The sequence below is a fragment of the Mucilaginibacter sp. GW821-FHT07H05 genome, from assembly GCF_059418485.1.
The window spans coordinates 275,057-291,712 of sequence record NZ_JBWKPY010000007.1; the positions used below are offsets into that span (position 1 = coordinate 275,057).

General features: G+C 43.3%; 16 protein-coding genes. 11 read left to right on the plus strand and 5 right to left on the minus strand.

Annotated elements, in window-relative coordinates:
• Positions 1 to 51: 51 nt before the first annotated feature.
• The 3 genes from AC07M6_RS19500 (at position 52) to AC07M6_RS19510 (ending at position 2,748) form a co-directional block, all read left to right on the plus strand.
• Positions 52 to 459 carry a hypothetical protein gene (locus tag AC07M6_RS19500; protein WP_494892335.1) on the plus strand — a complete coding sequence of 136 codons (408 nt, stop codon included), beginning with the start codon at positions 52 to 54 and terminating at the stop codon, positions 457 to 459.
• 11 nt (positions 460 to 470) lie between these two features.
• The gene (locus tag AC07M6_RS19505) at positions 471 to 1,043 is read left to right on the plus strand and encodes a YceI family protein (protein WP_494892337.1); all 573 of its coding nucleotides are present in this window, start codon (positions 471 to 473) and stop codon (positions 1,041 to 1,043) included.
• Between the two features lie 346 nt (positions 1,044 to 1,389).
• Positions 1,390 to 2,748, plus strand: coding sequence for an MGH1-like glycoside hydrolase domain-containing protein (locus tag AC07M6_RS19510; protein WP_494892339.1), 1,359 nt, complete (start codon positions 1,390 to 1,392; stop codon positions 2,746 to 2,748).
• A 101-nt stretch (positions 2,749 to 2,849) separates the two neighbouring features.
• On the opposite strand, the gene AC07M6_RS19515 is transcribed toward AC07M6_RS19510, so the two are convergent.
• The gene (locus tag AC07M6_RS19515) at positions 2,850 to 3,836 is read right to left on the minus strand and encodes an alpha/beta hydrolase (protein ID WP_494892341.1); all 987 of its coding nucleotides are present in this window, start codon (positions 3,834 to 3,836) and stop codon (positions 2,850 to 2,852) included.
• Positions 3,837 to 4,100: 264 nt separating this feature from the next.
• On the opposite strand from AC07M6_RS19515, the gene AC07M6_RS19520 reads away from it, so the two are divergent.
• Complete coding sequence (locus AC07M6_RS19520) at positions 4,101 to 6,830, plus strand: alpha-L-rhamnosidase (RefSeq protein WP_494892343.1); 2,730 nt, start codon at positions 4,101 to 4,103, stop codon at positions 6,828 to 6,830.
• Positions 6,831 to 6,844: 14 nt separating this feature from the next.
• On the opposite strand, the gene AC07M6_RS19525 is transcribed toward AC07M6_RS19520, so the two are convergent.
• Positions 6,845 to 7,156 carry an antibiotic biosynthesis monooxygenase family protein gene (locus AC07M6_RS19525; protein WP_494892345.1) on the minus strand — a complete coding sequence of 104 codons (312 nt, stop codon included), beginning with the start codon at positions 7,154 to 7,156 and terminating at the stop codon, positions 6,845 to 6,847.
• 97 nt (positions 7,157 to 7,253) lie between these two features.
• Between AC07M6_RS19525 and AC07M6_RS19530 the strand changes: the two genes are divergently transcribed.
• From AC07M6_RS19530 to AC07M6_RS19540, 3 genes are all read left to right on the plus strand, one after another.
• Positions 7,254 to 8,282: an energy transducer TonB gene (locus tag AC07M6_RS19530; RefSeq protein ID WP_494892347.1), complete on the plus strand. Its 1,029-nt coding sequence runs from the start codon at positions 7,254 to 7,256 to the stop codon at positions 8,280 to 8,282.
• Between the two features lie 63 nt (positions 8,283 to 8,345).
• Entirely contained in the window at positions 8,346 to 9,668 is a 1,323-nt protein-coding gene (locus AC07M6_RS19535; protein ID WP_494892349.1) for an MFS transporter, read from the plus strand.
• A 12-nt stretch (positions 9,669 to 9,680) separates the two neighbouring features.
• Complete coding sequence (locus tag AC07M6_RS19540) at positions 9,681 to 10,409, plus strand: (Fe-S)-binding protein (protein ID WP_494892351.1); 729 nt, start codon at positions 9,681 to 9,683, stop codon at positions 10,407 to 10,409.
• Positions 10,410 to 10,418: 9 nt separating this feature from the next.
• Here the strand turns inward: AC07M6_RS19540 and AC07M6_RS19545 are convergent, their stop codons facing one another.
• Positions 10,419 to 10,742 (minus strand): zinc ribbon domain-containing protein, encoded by a 324-nt coding sequence (locus tag AC07M6_RS19545; protein WP_494892353.1) that lies wholly within the window; start codon positions 10,740 to 10,742, stop codon positions 10,419 to 10,421.
• A 224-nt stretch (positions 10,743 to 10,966) separates the two neighbouring features.
• Complete coding sequence (locus AC07M6_RS19550) at positions 10,967 to 11,518, minus strand: REP-associated tyrosine transposase (protein ID WP_494892355.1); 552 nt, start codon at positions 11,516 to 11,518, stop codon at positions 10,967 to 10,969.
• Between the two features lie 308 nt (positions 11,519 to 11,826).
• Between AC07M6_RS19550 and thrS the strand changes: the two genes are divergently transcribed.
• The 4 genes from thrS (at position 11,827) to rplT (ending at position 15,082) form a co-directional block, all read left to right on the plus strand.
• Complete coding sequence (gene thrS, locus AC07M6_RS19555) at positions 11,827 to 13,752, plus strand: threonine--tRNA ligase (RefSeq protein WP_494892357.1); 1,926 nt, start codon at positions 11,827 to 11,829, stop codon at positions 13,750 to 13,752.
• 1 nt (position 13,753) lies between these two features.
• Complete coding sequence (gene infC, locus AC07M6_RS19560; RefSeq protein ID WP_494892359.1) at positions 13,754 to 14,320, plus strand: translation initiation factor IF-3; 567 nt, start codon at positions 13,754 to 13,756, stop codon at positions 14,318 to 14,320.
• Positions 14,321 to 14,459: 139 nt separating this feature from the next.
• Complete coding sequence (gene rpmI / locus AC07M6_RS19565) at positions 14,460 to 14,660, plus strand: 50S ribosomal protein L35 (protein WP_494892361.1); 201 nt, start codon at positions 14,460 to 14,462, stop codon at positions 14,658 to 14,660.
• Positions 14,661 to 14,737: 77 nt separating this feature from the next.
• Complete coding sequence (gene rplT / locus AC07M6_RS19570) at positions 14,738 to 15,082, plus strand: 50S ribosomal protein L20 (RefSeq protein ID WP_494892363.1); 345 nt, start codon at positions 14,738 to 14,740, stop codon at positions 15,080 to 15,082.
• A gap of 238 nt (positions 15,083 to 15,320) precedes the next feature.
• Here the strand turns inward: rplT and AC07M6_RS19575 are convergent, their stop codons facing one another.
• Entirely contained in the window at positions 15,321 to 16,613 is a 1,293-nt protein-coding gene (locus AC07M6_RS19575; RefSeq protein WP_494892365.1) for an esterase-like activity of phytase family protein, read from the minus strand.
• Between the last annotated feature and the right edge of the window lie 43 nt (positions 16,614 to 16,656).

Genomic DNA, 16,656 nt, shown 5'->3' on the forward strand with positions numbered 1-16,656 from the left:
ATTTAATATACCCCCTTGATTAAAACAAGGGGGTTTAATAGATTATCAGCAATGAAGAAGATCCTTATTTCGGGACTGATCACAGGATGCATCCTGTTTGCATTAAGTTATGGCGGCTTATTTTTTACCGTACGGTTTTTCCCCGCGCTGTTTGTAGAATATAACAACCCGCTATTTAATTCAGACGGTAACCGCGATCTGCTTTTTTACCTGCACGCTTTCATATTCAGCTTTGCCTTATCCTGGTTTTGGGACAGATTTAAAACTATGTTTCGGGGTGCATTTATCCTGAGGGGTTTAGAGTTTGGCCTGGTGTACGCAATAGTGGCTTTGCTACCTGTAATGTGGATCTCATTCAGCGCGCTCGATGTAACTTTAGTGATGGTGCTGAGTTGGCTTGCCTACGGTTTTATACAGGCTGCCATAGCCGGTATTGTACTGGCTAAACTTAACCCATAATATCTAAAGCTATGGTTAATATAAACATCCTTTGGATTAGCTTTTTGCTCCTTTTTCCAATAGGAAAAGAGAGGTGGGTGATCAGCGAAAGCAGCAGCTTGACGGTTAACGGCAGTACCAACGTCAATAAGTTCTCGTGCGAAATTCCGGCATATGATCAAATAGATACGTTAACCATTACCCGAAACGGAAAAGGGATTACCCTCGCCGGAAACATTGGCCTGAGCGTGCAAAGCTTCGACTGCCATAATACGATGATGACGCGCGACCTGCGGAAAACGCTAAAAGAAAAACAATACCCGCGGCTTTATATTCAATTTCTTTCGCTAAGTGAAATACCCGGGGTAAGTGCTAAAACCCAAACCATAACCGGACTGGTAAATATTGAACTTGCAGGTGTTACCAAACAATTTGAAATAAATTATCAGATATCGACAGATGCTGCTAAAGTTATTCACCTGCTGGGCTCAAAGGCAATTAATTTCTCGGATTTTAACCTGATACCGCCCCGAAAGTTAGGTGGTATGATCAAAACTAACGATCAGTTAAGCGTTACTTTTCACCTTAAAATAAAAACGATATGATCTCGGAAAACGAGATGAATATAAAAAACAGGTATCAATGGCATCAGGCAGCATAAAATCATCAGTGCCAAAAACCTGTTGACTTTACCGGGCAGGTAACCAATTTTTTAAGGCAGTTGTAAATGATGCGCGTTTTATACCCCGCTTTGTAAGCCAATCCCTTTATACCGCAAAGGTGCCTTCCCAATCGATATCAAAAATACAATACGTATAATAAGCATTAAATAAATTAGGTAATATTGTGTTAAATCATAACCCTGAAATTTAACCTGATAAATTTTGCCACAGCTGCCCGGCGTGTTTTATTTATACCGGGTAAACCTGCACTTAATTATACATAAAATACATGAAAAGGATTTTTTTGATAGGGATAACTGCCATTTGCATCAGCAATGCAGGTGCCCAGGTGCCCGATAGTATCAGCAAAAATATGGCGCTGTTAAGGCAGCATATTTATAGCGACTATAAAGGCATGTTCAGGAAACCTGTTGGTATTTTGCATTACCCGTTTATAACTCCCGGGAGCAGCGCGTATGCTAACGATCTGTGGGATTGGGATTCCTGGTTAAGCAATATCGCTTTACGGCAGATCCTGGAAGATAATGGTTCTGAAAAAGATAAGAGTGAAGCCGTTGCTTACGAGCAGGGATGTGTGTTAAATTTCCTGGAGTATACCAGTTTTGACGGTTATATGCCTATCCTTATCGCAAAAAGCTCTGACCCCGCTAAGCTAAAACCGCAAAATATATACCGGACCAATATGCACAAGCCGGTTATTGCCCAGCACGCGGCGTTCCTAACCCGCATCAATCATGGTAATGCCGATTGGCTGAAGGAAAAATTTGCCGTGATGCAAGCGTTTATTAATAACTACCAGTCCCATCACCGCAACCGGGCAACGGGATTGTATTATTGGCAAAATGATTTAGCCATTGGTGTTGATAATGATCCCAGTACTTTTTTCAGGCCGGATGGCAGCTCGGCCTCTATTTTTTTAAACTGTCTGATGTATAAGGAATTAAAGGCGATGACCTACCTGGCCGGGTGTTTACGGCTTCCGGATATCGCTTTTGAATATAACAAGGATGCCGAAACGTTAAAGGCAGCTATCCAAAAAAATTGCTGGGATGAAAAAGACGGGTTCTATTATTCGGTCGATCTTAATTTAAGGCAGGTTACCGAAGAGCCATCTACTATTTTTGGCCAGCAAATGATCCTGCACAGCGGTTTCCCGCGAAATTACGACGGGCTGATCCAGCGTATTGGTGTATGGTCGGGCTTTATGACCATGTGGGCCGGTATTGCCACTCCCGAACAGGCCAAAAGGATGGTTAATGAAAACTACCTTGATCCGCGAACCTTTAACGCGGCCTATGGCGTACGTACCTTATCTAAGCTGGAGAAGATGTATAGCGTGCGTGCCAGTAATAACCCGTCAAACTGGCTTGGCCCAATTTGGGGCATATCCAATTACCTCACCTATCGCGGCTTGTTGAAATACGGCTATCAAAAAGAAGCTACCGAACTGGCGTATAAAACCATTATGCTTTTTGGGAAAGACCTCAAAAACAACCAGGCTTTGCATGAGTATTATGAGCCAGACACCGGCGAGCCTATCTTAAACAAAGGGTTTCAAAACTGGAATTACCTGGTATTAAATATGATGGATCAGCTGACCGGGAAAAAAGTGATTGAGGAGTTTTGATGAGCGGTGAAATTTACGCTAAGTGTTTGCTGCGTTTGTAAAGCGCCAAAAGCCGTCTACTTTTCAGTAAACGGCTTTTGGGTTTAGGGGCATGTTTGGTTTTATAAACCCAGGTATTTTTTTAATTCAGCAGCGGCATGGATAAACAATGATTTTACCTGCGGCAAATTGGCAAGCGGGTTAAGTAAGCCAAAATCATGTATAGTGCCGTTGTAACGGATGGTAGTAACTGTTACACCCGCTTCATCCAGCTTGCGGCCGTATGCCTCGCCCTGGTCCCTAAGGATATCGGCTTCTGCTACCTGGATTAGTGCCGGCGGTAATCCCTTTAATTGCTCGGGCGATGCGTTTAAAGGAGAAATATAGATCCCCTTTCTGGCTTCGGCATCGGTAGTATAATTATCAAACATCCACTGCATCAGCGGCGTGGTCAGGAAACGGTCCTGGCCATAAGCTTTGTATGATCCCCACTCAAAGGTTGCATCGGTTACCGGCCACATCAAAATCTGCAGTTTAATTTCGGGGCCGCCTTGTTCTTTAGCTTTTATTGCAGTTACTGCCGTCATATTACCGCCAACGCTGTTGCCAACAATGGCTAAACGTTTGCCATCGACACCAATCTCGGCGCCGTTTTCGGCTACCCATTTTGTAGCTGCATAAATTTCATCGGTAGCTTGCGGGTAATGGGCCTCGGGCGAAGGCGTATAATTAACAAACACACCGGCTGCCCCCGAAAGTACTACCAGGTCGCGAACCATACGCTTGTGCGTAGGATAATCGCCCAATACCCAGCCGCCACCATGTATAAAGATAAACACAGGTAGCGTTTCGGTACTGCCTTCGGGCTTTACAATATTTAGTTTAATGGTAAAGCCATCTGCTATAATGGTTTTTTCAGATTCGTCAATGCCCGAATAATCTACCGTTACAGATTTTTGCGCCCCAACAAGAACCTGGCGCGCATCTTCGGGCGATAAGGTTTCTAAACCCGGGCCACCGGGTGCGTTTAATGCGGCTAAAAAACTTTTGGTTGCTTTTGATAATGCCGGATCTTCTGCTACCGGTAATATTGATGGTGATGTGCTCATTTCGATTTGTTTTTTAAGGTTAATGATTAAATATGATAGATTTTTTAATTACGCTCTTGCATACAACAAAGGTGCTTGAAACAAAAAATTAAAAAGATGACATAGATCAAGAAATGGCGCCGCCTTTAAATAAACAGCGTTTTTTTGAGTTTAAAGGCCGGTAAATGGAATTATGGGCTTGTCGAAAAATTTAAGTACAACTCAATTAATACTACAAAAAATCACGTACTTAGTTTTTTACAACAAAAAGGATAATTGCCTGATATGAAGATAAGGCTAACCGGTAAATACATGATCTATTCTATTATTAACAGCAATATTTTAAAACAAGCAGCACTGGGCATCTCTTTAACCGTAAGCCTGTTAGTCGGTCGGGTTAACGGTGCGGTGCCCCCTGCAATATCGGCTATGAAGTGCGAGTACCTGGTAAACCCTTTAGGTATTGATGCCAAATATCCGCGCCTAACCTGGGTGCTTGTTGATGATAGCCACGGCGCGGCACAAACTGCCTACCAGTTATGGGTAGGTTCAGATTCGGTAGCTGTAAGCAGGGGTAAGGGTAATTGCTGGCAAACCGCAAAAATTGTTTCGTCCGTAAACCTGGTTACTTATCAGGGCAAACCACTGCAGGCTTTCACAAAATACTACTGGAAGGTGATGGTGTGGGATGCGGCAGGCAATAAAATGGTCGGATCGACCATTAGCAGCTTCGAAACGGGAATGATGGACAAAGCAAACTGGAAGGGTACCTGGATCAGCGATAATAAAGACATCCGCACCAACCCGGCACCCTATTTCAGGAATACCTTTAACACCGATAAAAAAATAGCCTCGGCACGCGCTTATATGGCTGCAGCCGGTTTGTATGAATTATATATCAACGGACAAAAAGTAGGCGATCACCGTTTAGACCCGATGTACACCCGGTTCGACAGGCGTAACCTGTATGTAAGCTACGATGTAACTGCCCAAATTAAAAGCGGTAAAAATGCTTTAGGCGTACTGTTAGGCAATGGCTGGTATAACCATCAAAGTACTGCGGTATGGTGGTTTCACAACGCGCCATGGCGCGCCCGGCCGGCTTTTTGTTTAGACTTACGGATAACCTACACCGATGGCACTACAGAAACCGTTACCTCAAACACCGGCTGGAAAACGGCGCTTAGTCCGGTGATATTTAACAGTATTTATACGGCCGAGCATTACGATGCCCGGCTGGAACAACCCGGCTGGAATACCATCGGTTTTGATGATAAAACCTGGGGCAAGGCAATCCCCCGATCGGCGCCATCGGCAAATATCGTATCGCAAGCTATGCAGCCTATCCGCAATGTGGAAACCATCCCGGCAAAAAGCATGGTTAAATTGGGCGAAGACCTTTATTTGTTTGATTTAGGCCGTAATATATCAGGCGTAAGCCAAATAACAGTGAAAGGCGAAAAAGGAACGGTGATCAGGCTGAAACATGCCGAGAAACTAAACAAGGCGGGGCATGCCGATCAATCAAACATCGATATCCATTACCGCCCAACCGATGATAAGGACCCTTTCCAAACCGATATTTTTATATTAAGCGGCAATGGCATGGAAAGCTTTATGCCCAAATTTAACTACAAGGGGTTTCAGTATGTAGAAGTAAGCAGCGATAAGCCCGTTACCTTAACAAAGGAAAGTTTAACAGGCTATTTTATGCATAGCGATGTGGATGCTACCGGGCAGATCAGTTCGTCCAGTAATATCATCAATAAAATATGGTGGGCAACCAATAACTCCTATCTGTCTAATTTTTTCGGCTACCCTACAGATTGCCCTCAGCGCGAAAAGAATGGCTGGACCGGCGATGCCGTTATTGCCAGTGAAACAGGCTTATATGGCTTTGACGGTATTACTATTTACGAGAAATGGATGGCCGATCACCGGGACGAGCAGCAACCTAATGGTGTTCTGCCATCCATCGTTCCGACGGATGGCTGGGGGTACGAATGGGGGAACGGGCCCGACTGGACCAGCACCATTGCCATTATCCCCTGGAATTTATACCTGTTTTATGGCGACAGTAAAGCCCTGTACGATAATTACGATAACATTAAACGTTACGTAAACCATATTGATGACCTATATCCAACCGGTTTAACCACCTGGGGCCTGGGCGATTGGGTGCCGGTTAAATCGGTATCACCGGTAGAATTTACCTCAACCGTATATTACTTTACTGATGTAAGCATACTGGCTAAAGCCGCGGCCCTGTTTCATAACAAAGCCGATGAAGCAAAATATACAGCACTGGCTCTTAAAATAAAGAATGCCTTTAACGCTAAATACCTGAATACTACTACCGGGATGTATGATAAAGGCTATCAAACCGAATTAAGCGTGCCATTATACTGGGGCCTGGTTCCCGAAAATTTAAAAAGCAAAGTAGCCGCCAACCTGGCCCAGCAGGTTAAACAGGATAATTATCATTTAGATGCCGGGATACTTGGTGCGAAAGCAATACTAAGCGCTTTAAGCGATAATGGTTACCCCGATGTGGCCTACCGGATAGCATCGCAGGAAACTTACCCATCATGGGGATGGTGGATTAAAAATGGCGCGACTACACTTTACGAGAACTGGAATATCGAAGCCAAATCAGACCTGTCATTAAACCATATTATGTTTGGCGAGATCAACGCCTGGTTATATAAAGGCGTTGGCGGCATAAAAATCGACCCGCAAAACCCGGGCTTTAAAAACGTGATACTGGAGCCGCATTTTGTGCCGGGTTTAGATCGGTTTGAATCGTCGCACACAGGGCCTTACGGCAAAATTGTTTCCAACTGGAAAAAGGAGGGGAAGGTAATCACTTATACAGTTATCATTCCAGCCAACTCAACGGCCACCATCCGTTTGCCGGAGGTTGCGGGTAAAAAGGTTTACATGGATAACAAGCCGCTGGCTGTAACGAAGCCATTTAAGCAGTTATCCGGGCATTATATTTTCGAAATAAAATAATTTGGTTTGATGGCCTAATAAACAAAAGTTTCGTAATGCCTTACATGCTCCTCAAACTCCAATAAAAATTGTTTGTCTTCGGGATAGTATTTAGCTTTTTCGTAGTCGTCTCCGGCAAATTTTTTAATGGCCTCCAGCGATTGCCATTCGGTAACTGTACAAAAATGGCAGATATTGCCTTCCATGCTGCGCCAAACTTCAACAGATAGGTTACCTTCTGTTTGTTTGTATCCGGGTATGCCGCTTTGCTCAAGATAAGCCAGGTAGCTATCGGCATGTTCGGCTTTGGTAATGCCATGCCATATGCGGGTAATAATAGGTTTCATGTATATCTAACAGTTAAATTATCTTGATGTTTTTTGTAACCAATGTCGTTTTTTTTACTTTTAACGCTATCACAATAAATCAACTATATTGGCCATAATGAAGAAAGCCTCGTTTATTTTTTTTATACTGCTGCATACCATTTGTCTTAAAGCGCAGATCAATACTTCAAACATTTATAATACCTGGGTAAAAGTTAAAACAACTTATAACGATGGCGGCGAATTGCCAAATGTGCTTATTCAAAAATATAGCTATACTAGGTACAAGTTAAGTAATTCGGGCATAATTAATATTACTATAAAATATTCGGGAAAAGGTTCTGATAATAAGTTTTTCGTTATTGATAGTGTTTTATCTGTCACATCCTTAGATAATAATCCTGTAAACGAATTGCGCGTTGTTAAGTTAACTGCCGATGAAATGGTTTTATCGCAAAAAGGTGCTACAGGTGCCGATGAAGCAAGTGCTTTTAGATTTTACTTTATCCCCGAATCTGTTTTTCAGAAAAAATCCAAATTTGCAGCCGATGAGATCAGTACTTTGGCTACAGGTGATACGGTTTATCAGGAATCGCCAAAGGTTTATGCCGAATTTAAAGGAGAAGAAAGTTTTCAAAGTTTTTTATCTGACCGTAGTGAGGGTACAAATATGGATGGACAGGAGGGCTATTTTAAAGCAAGCTTTATTGTTTTAAAATCGGGCATGGTAGATAGTGTTAAAATATTAAACAGTATTAACAGCGATTACGATAAGCAATATATAAAGTGGTTTAATAAAAATAAAAAAAACTGGTTGCCGGCAATGTTAAATGGTAAACCTGTAAATATTAAAAGGATAGAGGAAATAAGATATTTTACATCAGCGCGGACGCAGCCTGTTATGCGGTTTAATAATAATGCATATGCCGCTTTAACCGAGGGTAATTATGAAAAGGCTCTTTATTACTATAACCAGGCATTAACCTATATGCCCGATAATACCGAGGATATGTATAAAAGGGCGGCTTGCAAAATTGCCCTGGGTATAACAGATGGTTTATGCAATGATTTGATTATAGTGAAAGCAACCGGCACACTATTAATGGATGAATTAGTAGATAAATATTGCCCGGCAAGTAAAAACTAATAGCAATAATCAAAAACTGTGTTTGTGGGTATCTGTTAAATTTTCTCTACTTTTAATCATCACATGGAAAACAAAAACAACCCTAAAACCATCAAAGCCTGGGCTATGTTCGATTGGGCAAACTCGGCTTATAACCTGGTTATCACCTCAACCATATTCCCGGCCTATTATGTGGCTATTACAGCTAATCCCAAAAACGGCGACCGGGTCATGTTCTTCGGTCACAGTTTTGTTAATACCGCCTTAATGGACTATGCCCTGGCCACGGCCTATATGATTATGGTTTTGCTGCTGCCCATCCTGTCGTCAATTGCTGATTATAAGGGGAACAAAAAGATCTTCATGCAATTTTTTACCATCATTGGGGCTATATCGTGCTGCAGCCTGTATTTTTTCAAAAGCAGCACGCTGGAAATGGGCATAATCGCGTTTGCCCTGGCGGCTGTTGGTTATAGCGGCGGCTTTGTTTTTTATAACTCGTACCTGCCCGAAATTGCCACTGTTGATATGCAGGATAAAGTAAGCGCTAAGGGTTTTACCTATGGCTATATCGGCAGCGTATTGCTGCAGCTCATCTGCTTTTTGTTTGTGCTTAAACCCGGTTGGTTTGGTATTACAGATGCCGGTTTCCCGGCACGGTTATCGTTTTTACTGGTTGGTATTTGGTGGATAGGTTTCGCCCTGATCCCTTTTACTGTTTTGCCGAAGGGCAGCCCCAATGCGCAAACCCATAACCATCATATCATTAAGGGAGGCTTTATTGAATTAGGTAAGGTGTGGCAAAAAGTAAAAAATATGCCTTTGTTAAAACGGTTCCTGCCGGCTTTCTTTTTTTACTCCATGGGTTTACAAACCGTTATGCTGGTAGCCACCGGTTTTGCAGCCAAGGTATTACATATGGGTACGGCCTCATTAATCTCTATCATCCTTATTATACAATTGGTAGCTATAGCTGGCGCTACTTTAATGTCGCGGTTATCGGGTAAATATGGTAACGTAAGGGTGTTGATATCTACCGTTATTTTATGGATAGGTGTTTGCGTAGCGGCATATTATACCACCACCGATACGCAATTCTATATCGTAGCTGTGGTGGTTGGTTTGGTAATGGGGGGCATACAATCCATGTCGCGGTCTACCTATTCCAAATACCTGCCCGTGGATACACCCGACACCGCATCGTTCTTCAGTTTTTATGATGTGACCGAAAAACTGGCAATTGTGGGCGGTGTATTCAGCTTTGGTTTTATTGAGGAATTAACGGGCAGCCCGCGTAATTCGGTATTGGTATTGGGCTTGTTTTTTATCGTAGGGTTAATATTATTATTTTCTTTGCTTAAAGCTGAAAGAAAAGCCGGTAAAAATTCGGATTTTAGCGCCGCGTAATTTATTGTATTGATGAAGGTAGAATTATTTATCCCATGTTTCATGGATCAGCTATATCCCGAAACGGCCATGAATACCGTAAAGCTGCTGGAAAAAGCCGGGTGTATAGTTGAATATAATCCTGCGCAAACCTGCTGCGGCCAGCCAGCCTTTAACGCCGGTTTTTGGGATGATGCCAAAGCGGTAGGCAACAAGTTTCTGGATGATTTTACGGCCGAGGGTGTTATTGTATCGCCATCGGCATCCTGCACAGGCATGGTACGTAATTACTATACCGATCTGTTTACCAATACCACCAAACATAATAAATGCCGCGCCATACAGGCTAATATCTTTGAGCTGTCGGAGTTTTTGGTGAACGTGCTGGAGTTTGACTACTTCGGCGCCGAACTGGAGGGCCGCGCCGTATACCACGATAGCTGCAGCGGCTTGCGCGAGTGCAAGATCAAGGACGAACCCCGCAAATTATTAGAAAAAGTACACGGGTTGGAATTGGTTCCGCTAAAGGATAATACCACTTGCTGCGGTTTTGGCGGCACCTTTGCCGTTAAGTTTGATGCCATATCCAGCGCTATGGCCCAGCAAAAAGTAAACTATGCGCTGGAAGCCGGCGCCGAATACATTATCTCAACCGATTCATCGTGCTTGCTGCACTTACAGGGCTATATTGATAAGCAGGGCCTGCCGCTAAAAACCATGCACCTGGCCGATGTTTTGGCACATGGCTGGGGGAATGTTTAAGCAGCTTGGTTACCTGAAATACAATTTAAGCGCCAAATAAGCCATCACCAGGGCCGTGCCTGTCCATGTCCACAACGGGATTTTTGCCAGGGGTTTAACTTTTTCAAAACTGCGTTTTAACTCAGGCGGCATCACTTTCTCCCTTAAAACCTTTCGGCAATGATTGCATTGCGAAAACCCTTTTTTAGCTGTTGGGAAAAGTGGGATATAGCATATATGCACGTATTTTTGAAAGATATGCATATCAGTTGTATTAATGGTTTGGCAATTAGCGCATTGGTCGCTAACAGGTTCAACCAAAGATTTGGTAGACTTAATGCCGAATAAAAACATTCGTTATAATTTAGGCGGTATAATTGGTGTGGGTTAAATGTAGGTAACTGGTTCAAGTTTCCAAAGGAAAGTTGCAAACTTTCTTTATCCGTAGGCTTCAGTCACAGACTGAAGCCAGTGCAGGTGCGCTATGACAAGATTTTTGCTTAGCAAAAATCTTGTCGAGAAAGCAATCCTGGCTTCAGTCTGTGACTGAAGCCTACGGATGAGTGAAGTTTATAACTTCACTGTAATAATACAATAGCTAACAAACCTTTAACCCCTGCATAATCTCGCGCACTGCTATAAACATAATGTTCCGGCTCTTCAACAATGCCATCTTTAACAGGGTTATAGTGGAGATAGTTTAAGCGTTGTTCCATCATTACGGCATTATCCAGACAAACAGGATGATTGTCCTGCTGCCAAAATTGATAGGTTTGGTTATTTGTGTTTCGTTCACCATTTGACCGAAATAACCACAGCATCCAACGCTTGCGGCTTTCCTGTGTATTTTCTTCAATCGCGGCAATGATCTTTTTGCTGGTGAACTTTTTCATATCACGCAAAATGTCCGATAAATTATAACCCTCTGCCGCCGAGGCAATGATGTGGACATGATTATTCATAATCACATATGCATAAATGATTAATCCTTTATTTTGTTGGCAATGCCTGAAGGAGTCTATCAATATATCTTTGTAATATGGTCTTGATAAAGCATCAACCCATTCTACAACAGCGAAAGTGATAAAGTAAATATCCTGATGGTTGTATATTTTATATTTCGAAGGCATGGTGGAGGAAAGTTACAAACTTTCCTCTATCTGTAGGCTTTAGTCACAGACTGAAGCCAGGATTTATTTTAGTGTGGCATTTGCTTTAGCAAAATGCCACACATACCAGGATTGTTTTCGGTGAGATTTTTGCGAAGCAAAATCTCACCACAACAGCCTCTGGTTTCAGTTTATAACTGAAATCCAGGATGAATGAAGTTTAAAACTTCATCAAAAATTCCGTACTTTTGTACCCGATTAAAAGATCACTCCCGTAAGTGATCGACTATTAATAAATTATTTTTAAGAACAAAAAATCATAGTTGTAGATGATTAACATTACACTTCCTGATGGTTCCGTTCGTCAGTACGACAAGGGGATCACTTCCGCGCAAATTGCATTATCTATTTCAGAGGGCCTGGCCCGTAACGTTTTAGCCGCCGAGGTTGATGGCCAGGTATGGGATTCAACCCGCCCCATCGAGCAGGACGCGCACGTAAAACTGCTGACCTGGAATGACGCGCAGGGCAAATCAACTTTTTGGCATTCATCAGCCCACTTACTGGCCGAGGCTTTAGAGGCGCTGTATCCCGGCACAAAATTCGGCATCGGCCCGGCTATCGAAACCGGATTTTATTACGATGTTGATTTTGGCGACCGCGAGTTTTCATCCGATGATTTTAAAAAGATCGAGGATAAAGTTATGGAACTGGCCAAAGCTAAAGCCGAATACATCCGCAAGCCGGTGAGCAAAGCCGACGCGACTGCCTACTTTACCGAAAAAGGCGACGAATATAAGCTGGACCTGCTAAAGGACCTGCCCGACGGCGCCATTACATTTTATACACAAGGCGAGTTTACCGACTTATGCCGCGGTCCGCATATCCCTAATACCGGTTTCATCAAAGCTGTAAAGCTGATGAACACTGCCGGCGCTTACTGGCGTGGCGACGAAACCCGCAAACAGTTAACCCGTATTTATGGGGTTACCTTCCCTAAGCAAAGCGAACTGACCGATTACCTGCACCTGATTGAAGAAGCCAAAAAACGCGACCACCGTAAATTGGGCAAGGAATTAGAGTTATTTGCTTTCTCTGAAAAAGTAGGGGCTGGCTTGCCATTGTGGTTGCCAAAAGGTACCGCCCTGCGCGAGCGCCTGGTGAACTTTTTGCAAAAGGCACAGGTAAAATCGGGTTATGAGCAGGTGATTACCCCGCATATCGGGCATAAAAACCTGTATGTAACTTCGGGCCACTATGAGAAATATGGAAAAGATAGTTTCCAGCCGATAAAAACCCCGCAGGAAGGGGAGGAGTTCTTTTTAAAACCAATGAACTGCCCGCATCACTGCGAGATCTATAAAACCAAACCACGCAGCTACAAAGACCTGCCCGTGCGTTTAGCCGAGTTTGGTACTGTGTACCGTTACGAGCAAAGCGGCGAATTGCATGGCTTAACCCGTGTACGTGGCTTTACCCAGGACGACGCGCATTTATTTTGCCGCCCCGACCAGGTGAAGGATGAGTTTAAAAAGGTGATAGACCTGGTATTATATGTATTTAAAGCTTTAGGGTTTGATACCTATACCGCGCAGATCTCGCTTCGCGACCCGGAAAATAAGGCGAAATATATCGGTACAGATGAAAATTGGGCCTTAGCCGAATCAGCGATTATCGAGGCTGCAGCCGAAAAGGGCTTAAATACCGTAGTAGAATTGGGCGAGGCCGCGTTTTATGGCCCTAAACTTGATTTTATGGTGAAGGACGCCCTTGGCCGTAAATGGCAATTGGGTACCATACAGGTAGATTATAACCTGCCCGAACGTTTTGAACTGGAATATACAGGTAGCGATAATCAGAAGCACCGCCCGGTGATGATCCACCGTGCGCCGTTTGGCTCGCTTGAACGCTTTGTGGCTGTGCTAATTGAACATTGCGCGGGTAATTTTCCGCTGTGGCTATCGCCCGAACAGTTTATTATTTTGCCTATATCTGAAAAATATGAAGATTATGCAAAAAAACTTTCAGATGAACTAAAAGATTCCGATATTTGCGGGCTTATTGATTTCAGGGACGAGAAGATCGGTAGGAAAATACGCGACGCTGAAGTCAAAAAAACACCGTATATGCTGATAGTAGGCGAGAAAGAAGCCACCGAAGGGATGGTTTCTGTACGCAGGCATGGGCAGGGTGACTTAGGTAGTATGACTATTGAGGAACTGAAACAACAAATAATTAAAGAAATAACAGTATAACTTGGCATTAAACAAACCATTTAACAGAGGTCCGAGGCTTCCTTTTAAAAAGAAAGAAGCCGAACATAACATTAATCAATACATCCGGGCGCAGGAAGTGCGTTTGGTGGGTGATAACGTTGAATCTGCAGTATATTCCCTGAGGGATGCACTGGCATTAGCGCAGGAGCAGGAATTGGATCTTGTTGAAATATCTCCAAACGCGGTTCCGCCTGTTTGTAAAATTGTAGACTATAACAAGTTTATTTACGAACAGAAGAAAAAACTGAAGGAGATTAAAAGTAACGCCAAGCAAACCGTTATTAAGGAGATCCGCTTTGGGCCGAACACAGACGATCACGATTTTGACTTTAAGCTGAAACACGCGACGAAGTTCCTGGAATCGGGCGAGAAGGTGAGGGCTTATGTGCACTTTAAAGGCCGTGCCATTGTGTACAAGGAGCAAGGCGAAATATTATTACTGCGCTTTGCACAGGCTTTGGAAGAAGTAGGTAAAGTAGAGCAATTGCCAAAATTAGAAGGAAAGCGGATGTTTTTAACCGTGGCCCCCAAGGCAGCTAAAAAATAAATGATTAATGTGCAGATGTGCGTATATGCAGATGTGCAAATGATAGGATAATTAATGTGTAGATGTGCAGTGATTGCACTGATAGTAATAAAAGTAAAACGCATAGGTTAATGCGTCTGACAAAAACAAAAACAGAGTTATGCCAAAAATGAAAACCAATTCCAGTGCAAAAAAGCGTTTTAAGCTTACTGGAACCGGTAAAATCGCAAGGAAGAACGCATACAAAAGCCACATCTTAACCAAGATGTCGACCAAACGTAAGCGTAACTTAAGTCACACCAGCTTAGTGTCTGATGCTGACATGGGTAACGTTAAACGTATGCTTTGTATCGGAAAGTAATTAATTAAATTTTTAACCAGGTATTCGAGTCTGCAAGCTTCCGGTAAACGGGACACTCACTACCAAAACACAACAACATGCCACGTTCAGTAAACGCAGTAGCGTCCAGAAGAAGACGTAAAAAGATCATGAACCTCGCCAAGGGGTATTATGGCTCGCGCAGTAAGGTTTATACTGTAGCAAAAAACACCGTAGAAAAAGGTTTACAGTACGCTTACCGCGACCGTAAAACCAAGAAAAGAGAATTCCGCGCTTTGTGGATCCAGCGTATCAATGCCGGCGCACGCCAGTATGGTATTTCTTACTCAGTTTTAATGGGTAAGTTAAACGCTAAATCTATCGGTTTAAACCGCAAAGTATTAGCCGATTTAGCTATGAACAATCCAGATGCTTTTAAAGCAGTTGTGGATGCTGTAAAATAAGCTATTCGCTGTATATCATTAAAAAGGCTCCCGGTATTTATCGGGAGCCTTTTTGTTTTACCCTCGCAATGACGATATGGTGAAAAGACTTACGAAGTTTTTAAAACTTCGTAAGTCTTCCTGATTGTCATTGCGAGGAGCAGCCGGAATGTGTAGTGGATGCGACGTGGCAATCTCGTAGTCCGCAAATCAAACTACGAGATTGCCGCGCTATCGCTCGCAATGACAAGGGTGCGAATTACAAATTGATCTTCACAAAATATAAACGGTTACGATCAACAGAACTGGTTAAAGGCAATATTTTGGTAGCAAAACCACTCGCGCCGTTATCAACCACACCAAAATCGTCATCGTTTGATATTACCAAAATATTCCCCGGCAATATGGCAAGGCCTTCAGCCTTATCATGCGGATACGGCGATGGCAGGTCTTTCAACAGATCTAACACTAACGTTTTAGGAACCGGCACAATACCTGCAGCTTGCAGCCCGGCTAAGTCATTTAACTGTTCTACCGTTTTGCCGCTGTAAAGTTTACCATTTGTGCCATTTGTCGCGTCGGATATATCAGTAGCGCCGCTGATGTCAATTTTAAATACCTTTTTAAATGCAGCGGGGCTTGTGGCGTGGCCGGGAAAAAGTCCGTCACGTTCTATTGTTAAAAAGGTAGTGTTGTTTACCGCTACAATATCACTAACGCCAGTTAGGGTAATATTATCCATAAGGTAAACATACTGTTTGGTAGCGCCGGTAGCAATATCGAATGTTAAGATACGCAGTACCTGCGAGTTGGCTGTAGCTGCCTTTGTAGGGTTATACATAGGCGATTGCATCATGCCAACCAGGGTTTTACCATCAGGTGTTATGGCCAGGCCTTCCATACCGCGGTTTGCCCTGCGGGTAGCAAAAACAGCCGGGATAGTCCGCCCGCCGGTACCTGTGCCGAATGGGTTAATACGTTCGATAGTTTTACCGTTAGCATCAAAGTGGGCAATGTGCGGGCCGTACTCGTCGCTGATCCAGAAAGAACCGTCAGCCATACGTACTAGGCCTTCCGAGTCGATACCATCGGCGCCTGTTGCTAAAAGGTTTCCGTTCAAATCGTAAGGTGTCTCGCCCGAGTTACCTTGCCCTATAGGGTTTGGCAAACCGTTTAAATTAGCACCGGCAGCATTTTTTAACAGGATAGTTTGCTCTAATATCAGTTTACCGTCTTTTAATCTGAATTTACCTATTTGAGGTGTAAAATCAGATTTACCGATAATGATCGAATTGGCAATTTGTCCGGCTACGTTTGATCCGCGGTCGGTAAGCATATAGAATACATCGGGCGAGTTGGGGTCTGCCGCAACAGCCGAGCCAAAGCCGCCGTTATATACTTTTACACCTGCCGTTGTGGTAAATAATATGGCCGGGTCTGCAGCCTCGGCCATGGCCGGGTAGGTAAAGCTTACATCGGCATCCTTGTGTTTTTTACAAGCCGTAATAGAAAAGGTAAGTGCTGTAACAGCTAATAGTATTTGTTTTTTCATGTGTGAAAAGATTATTTATCAATTCACAAAGAAAAACATGCCT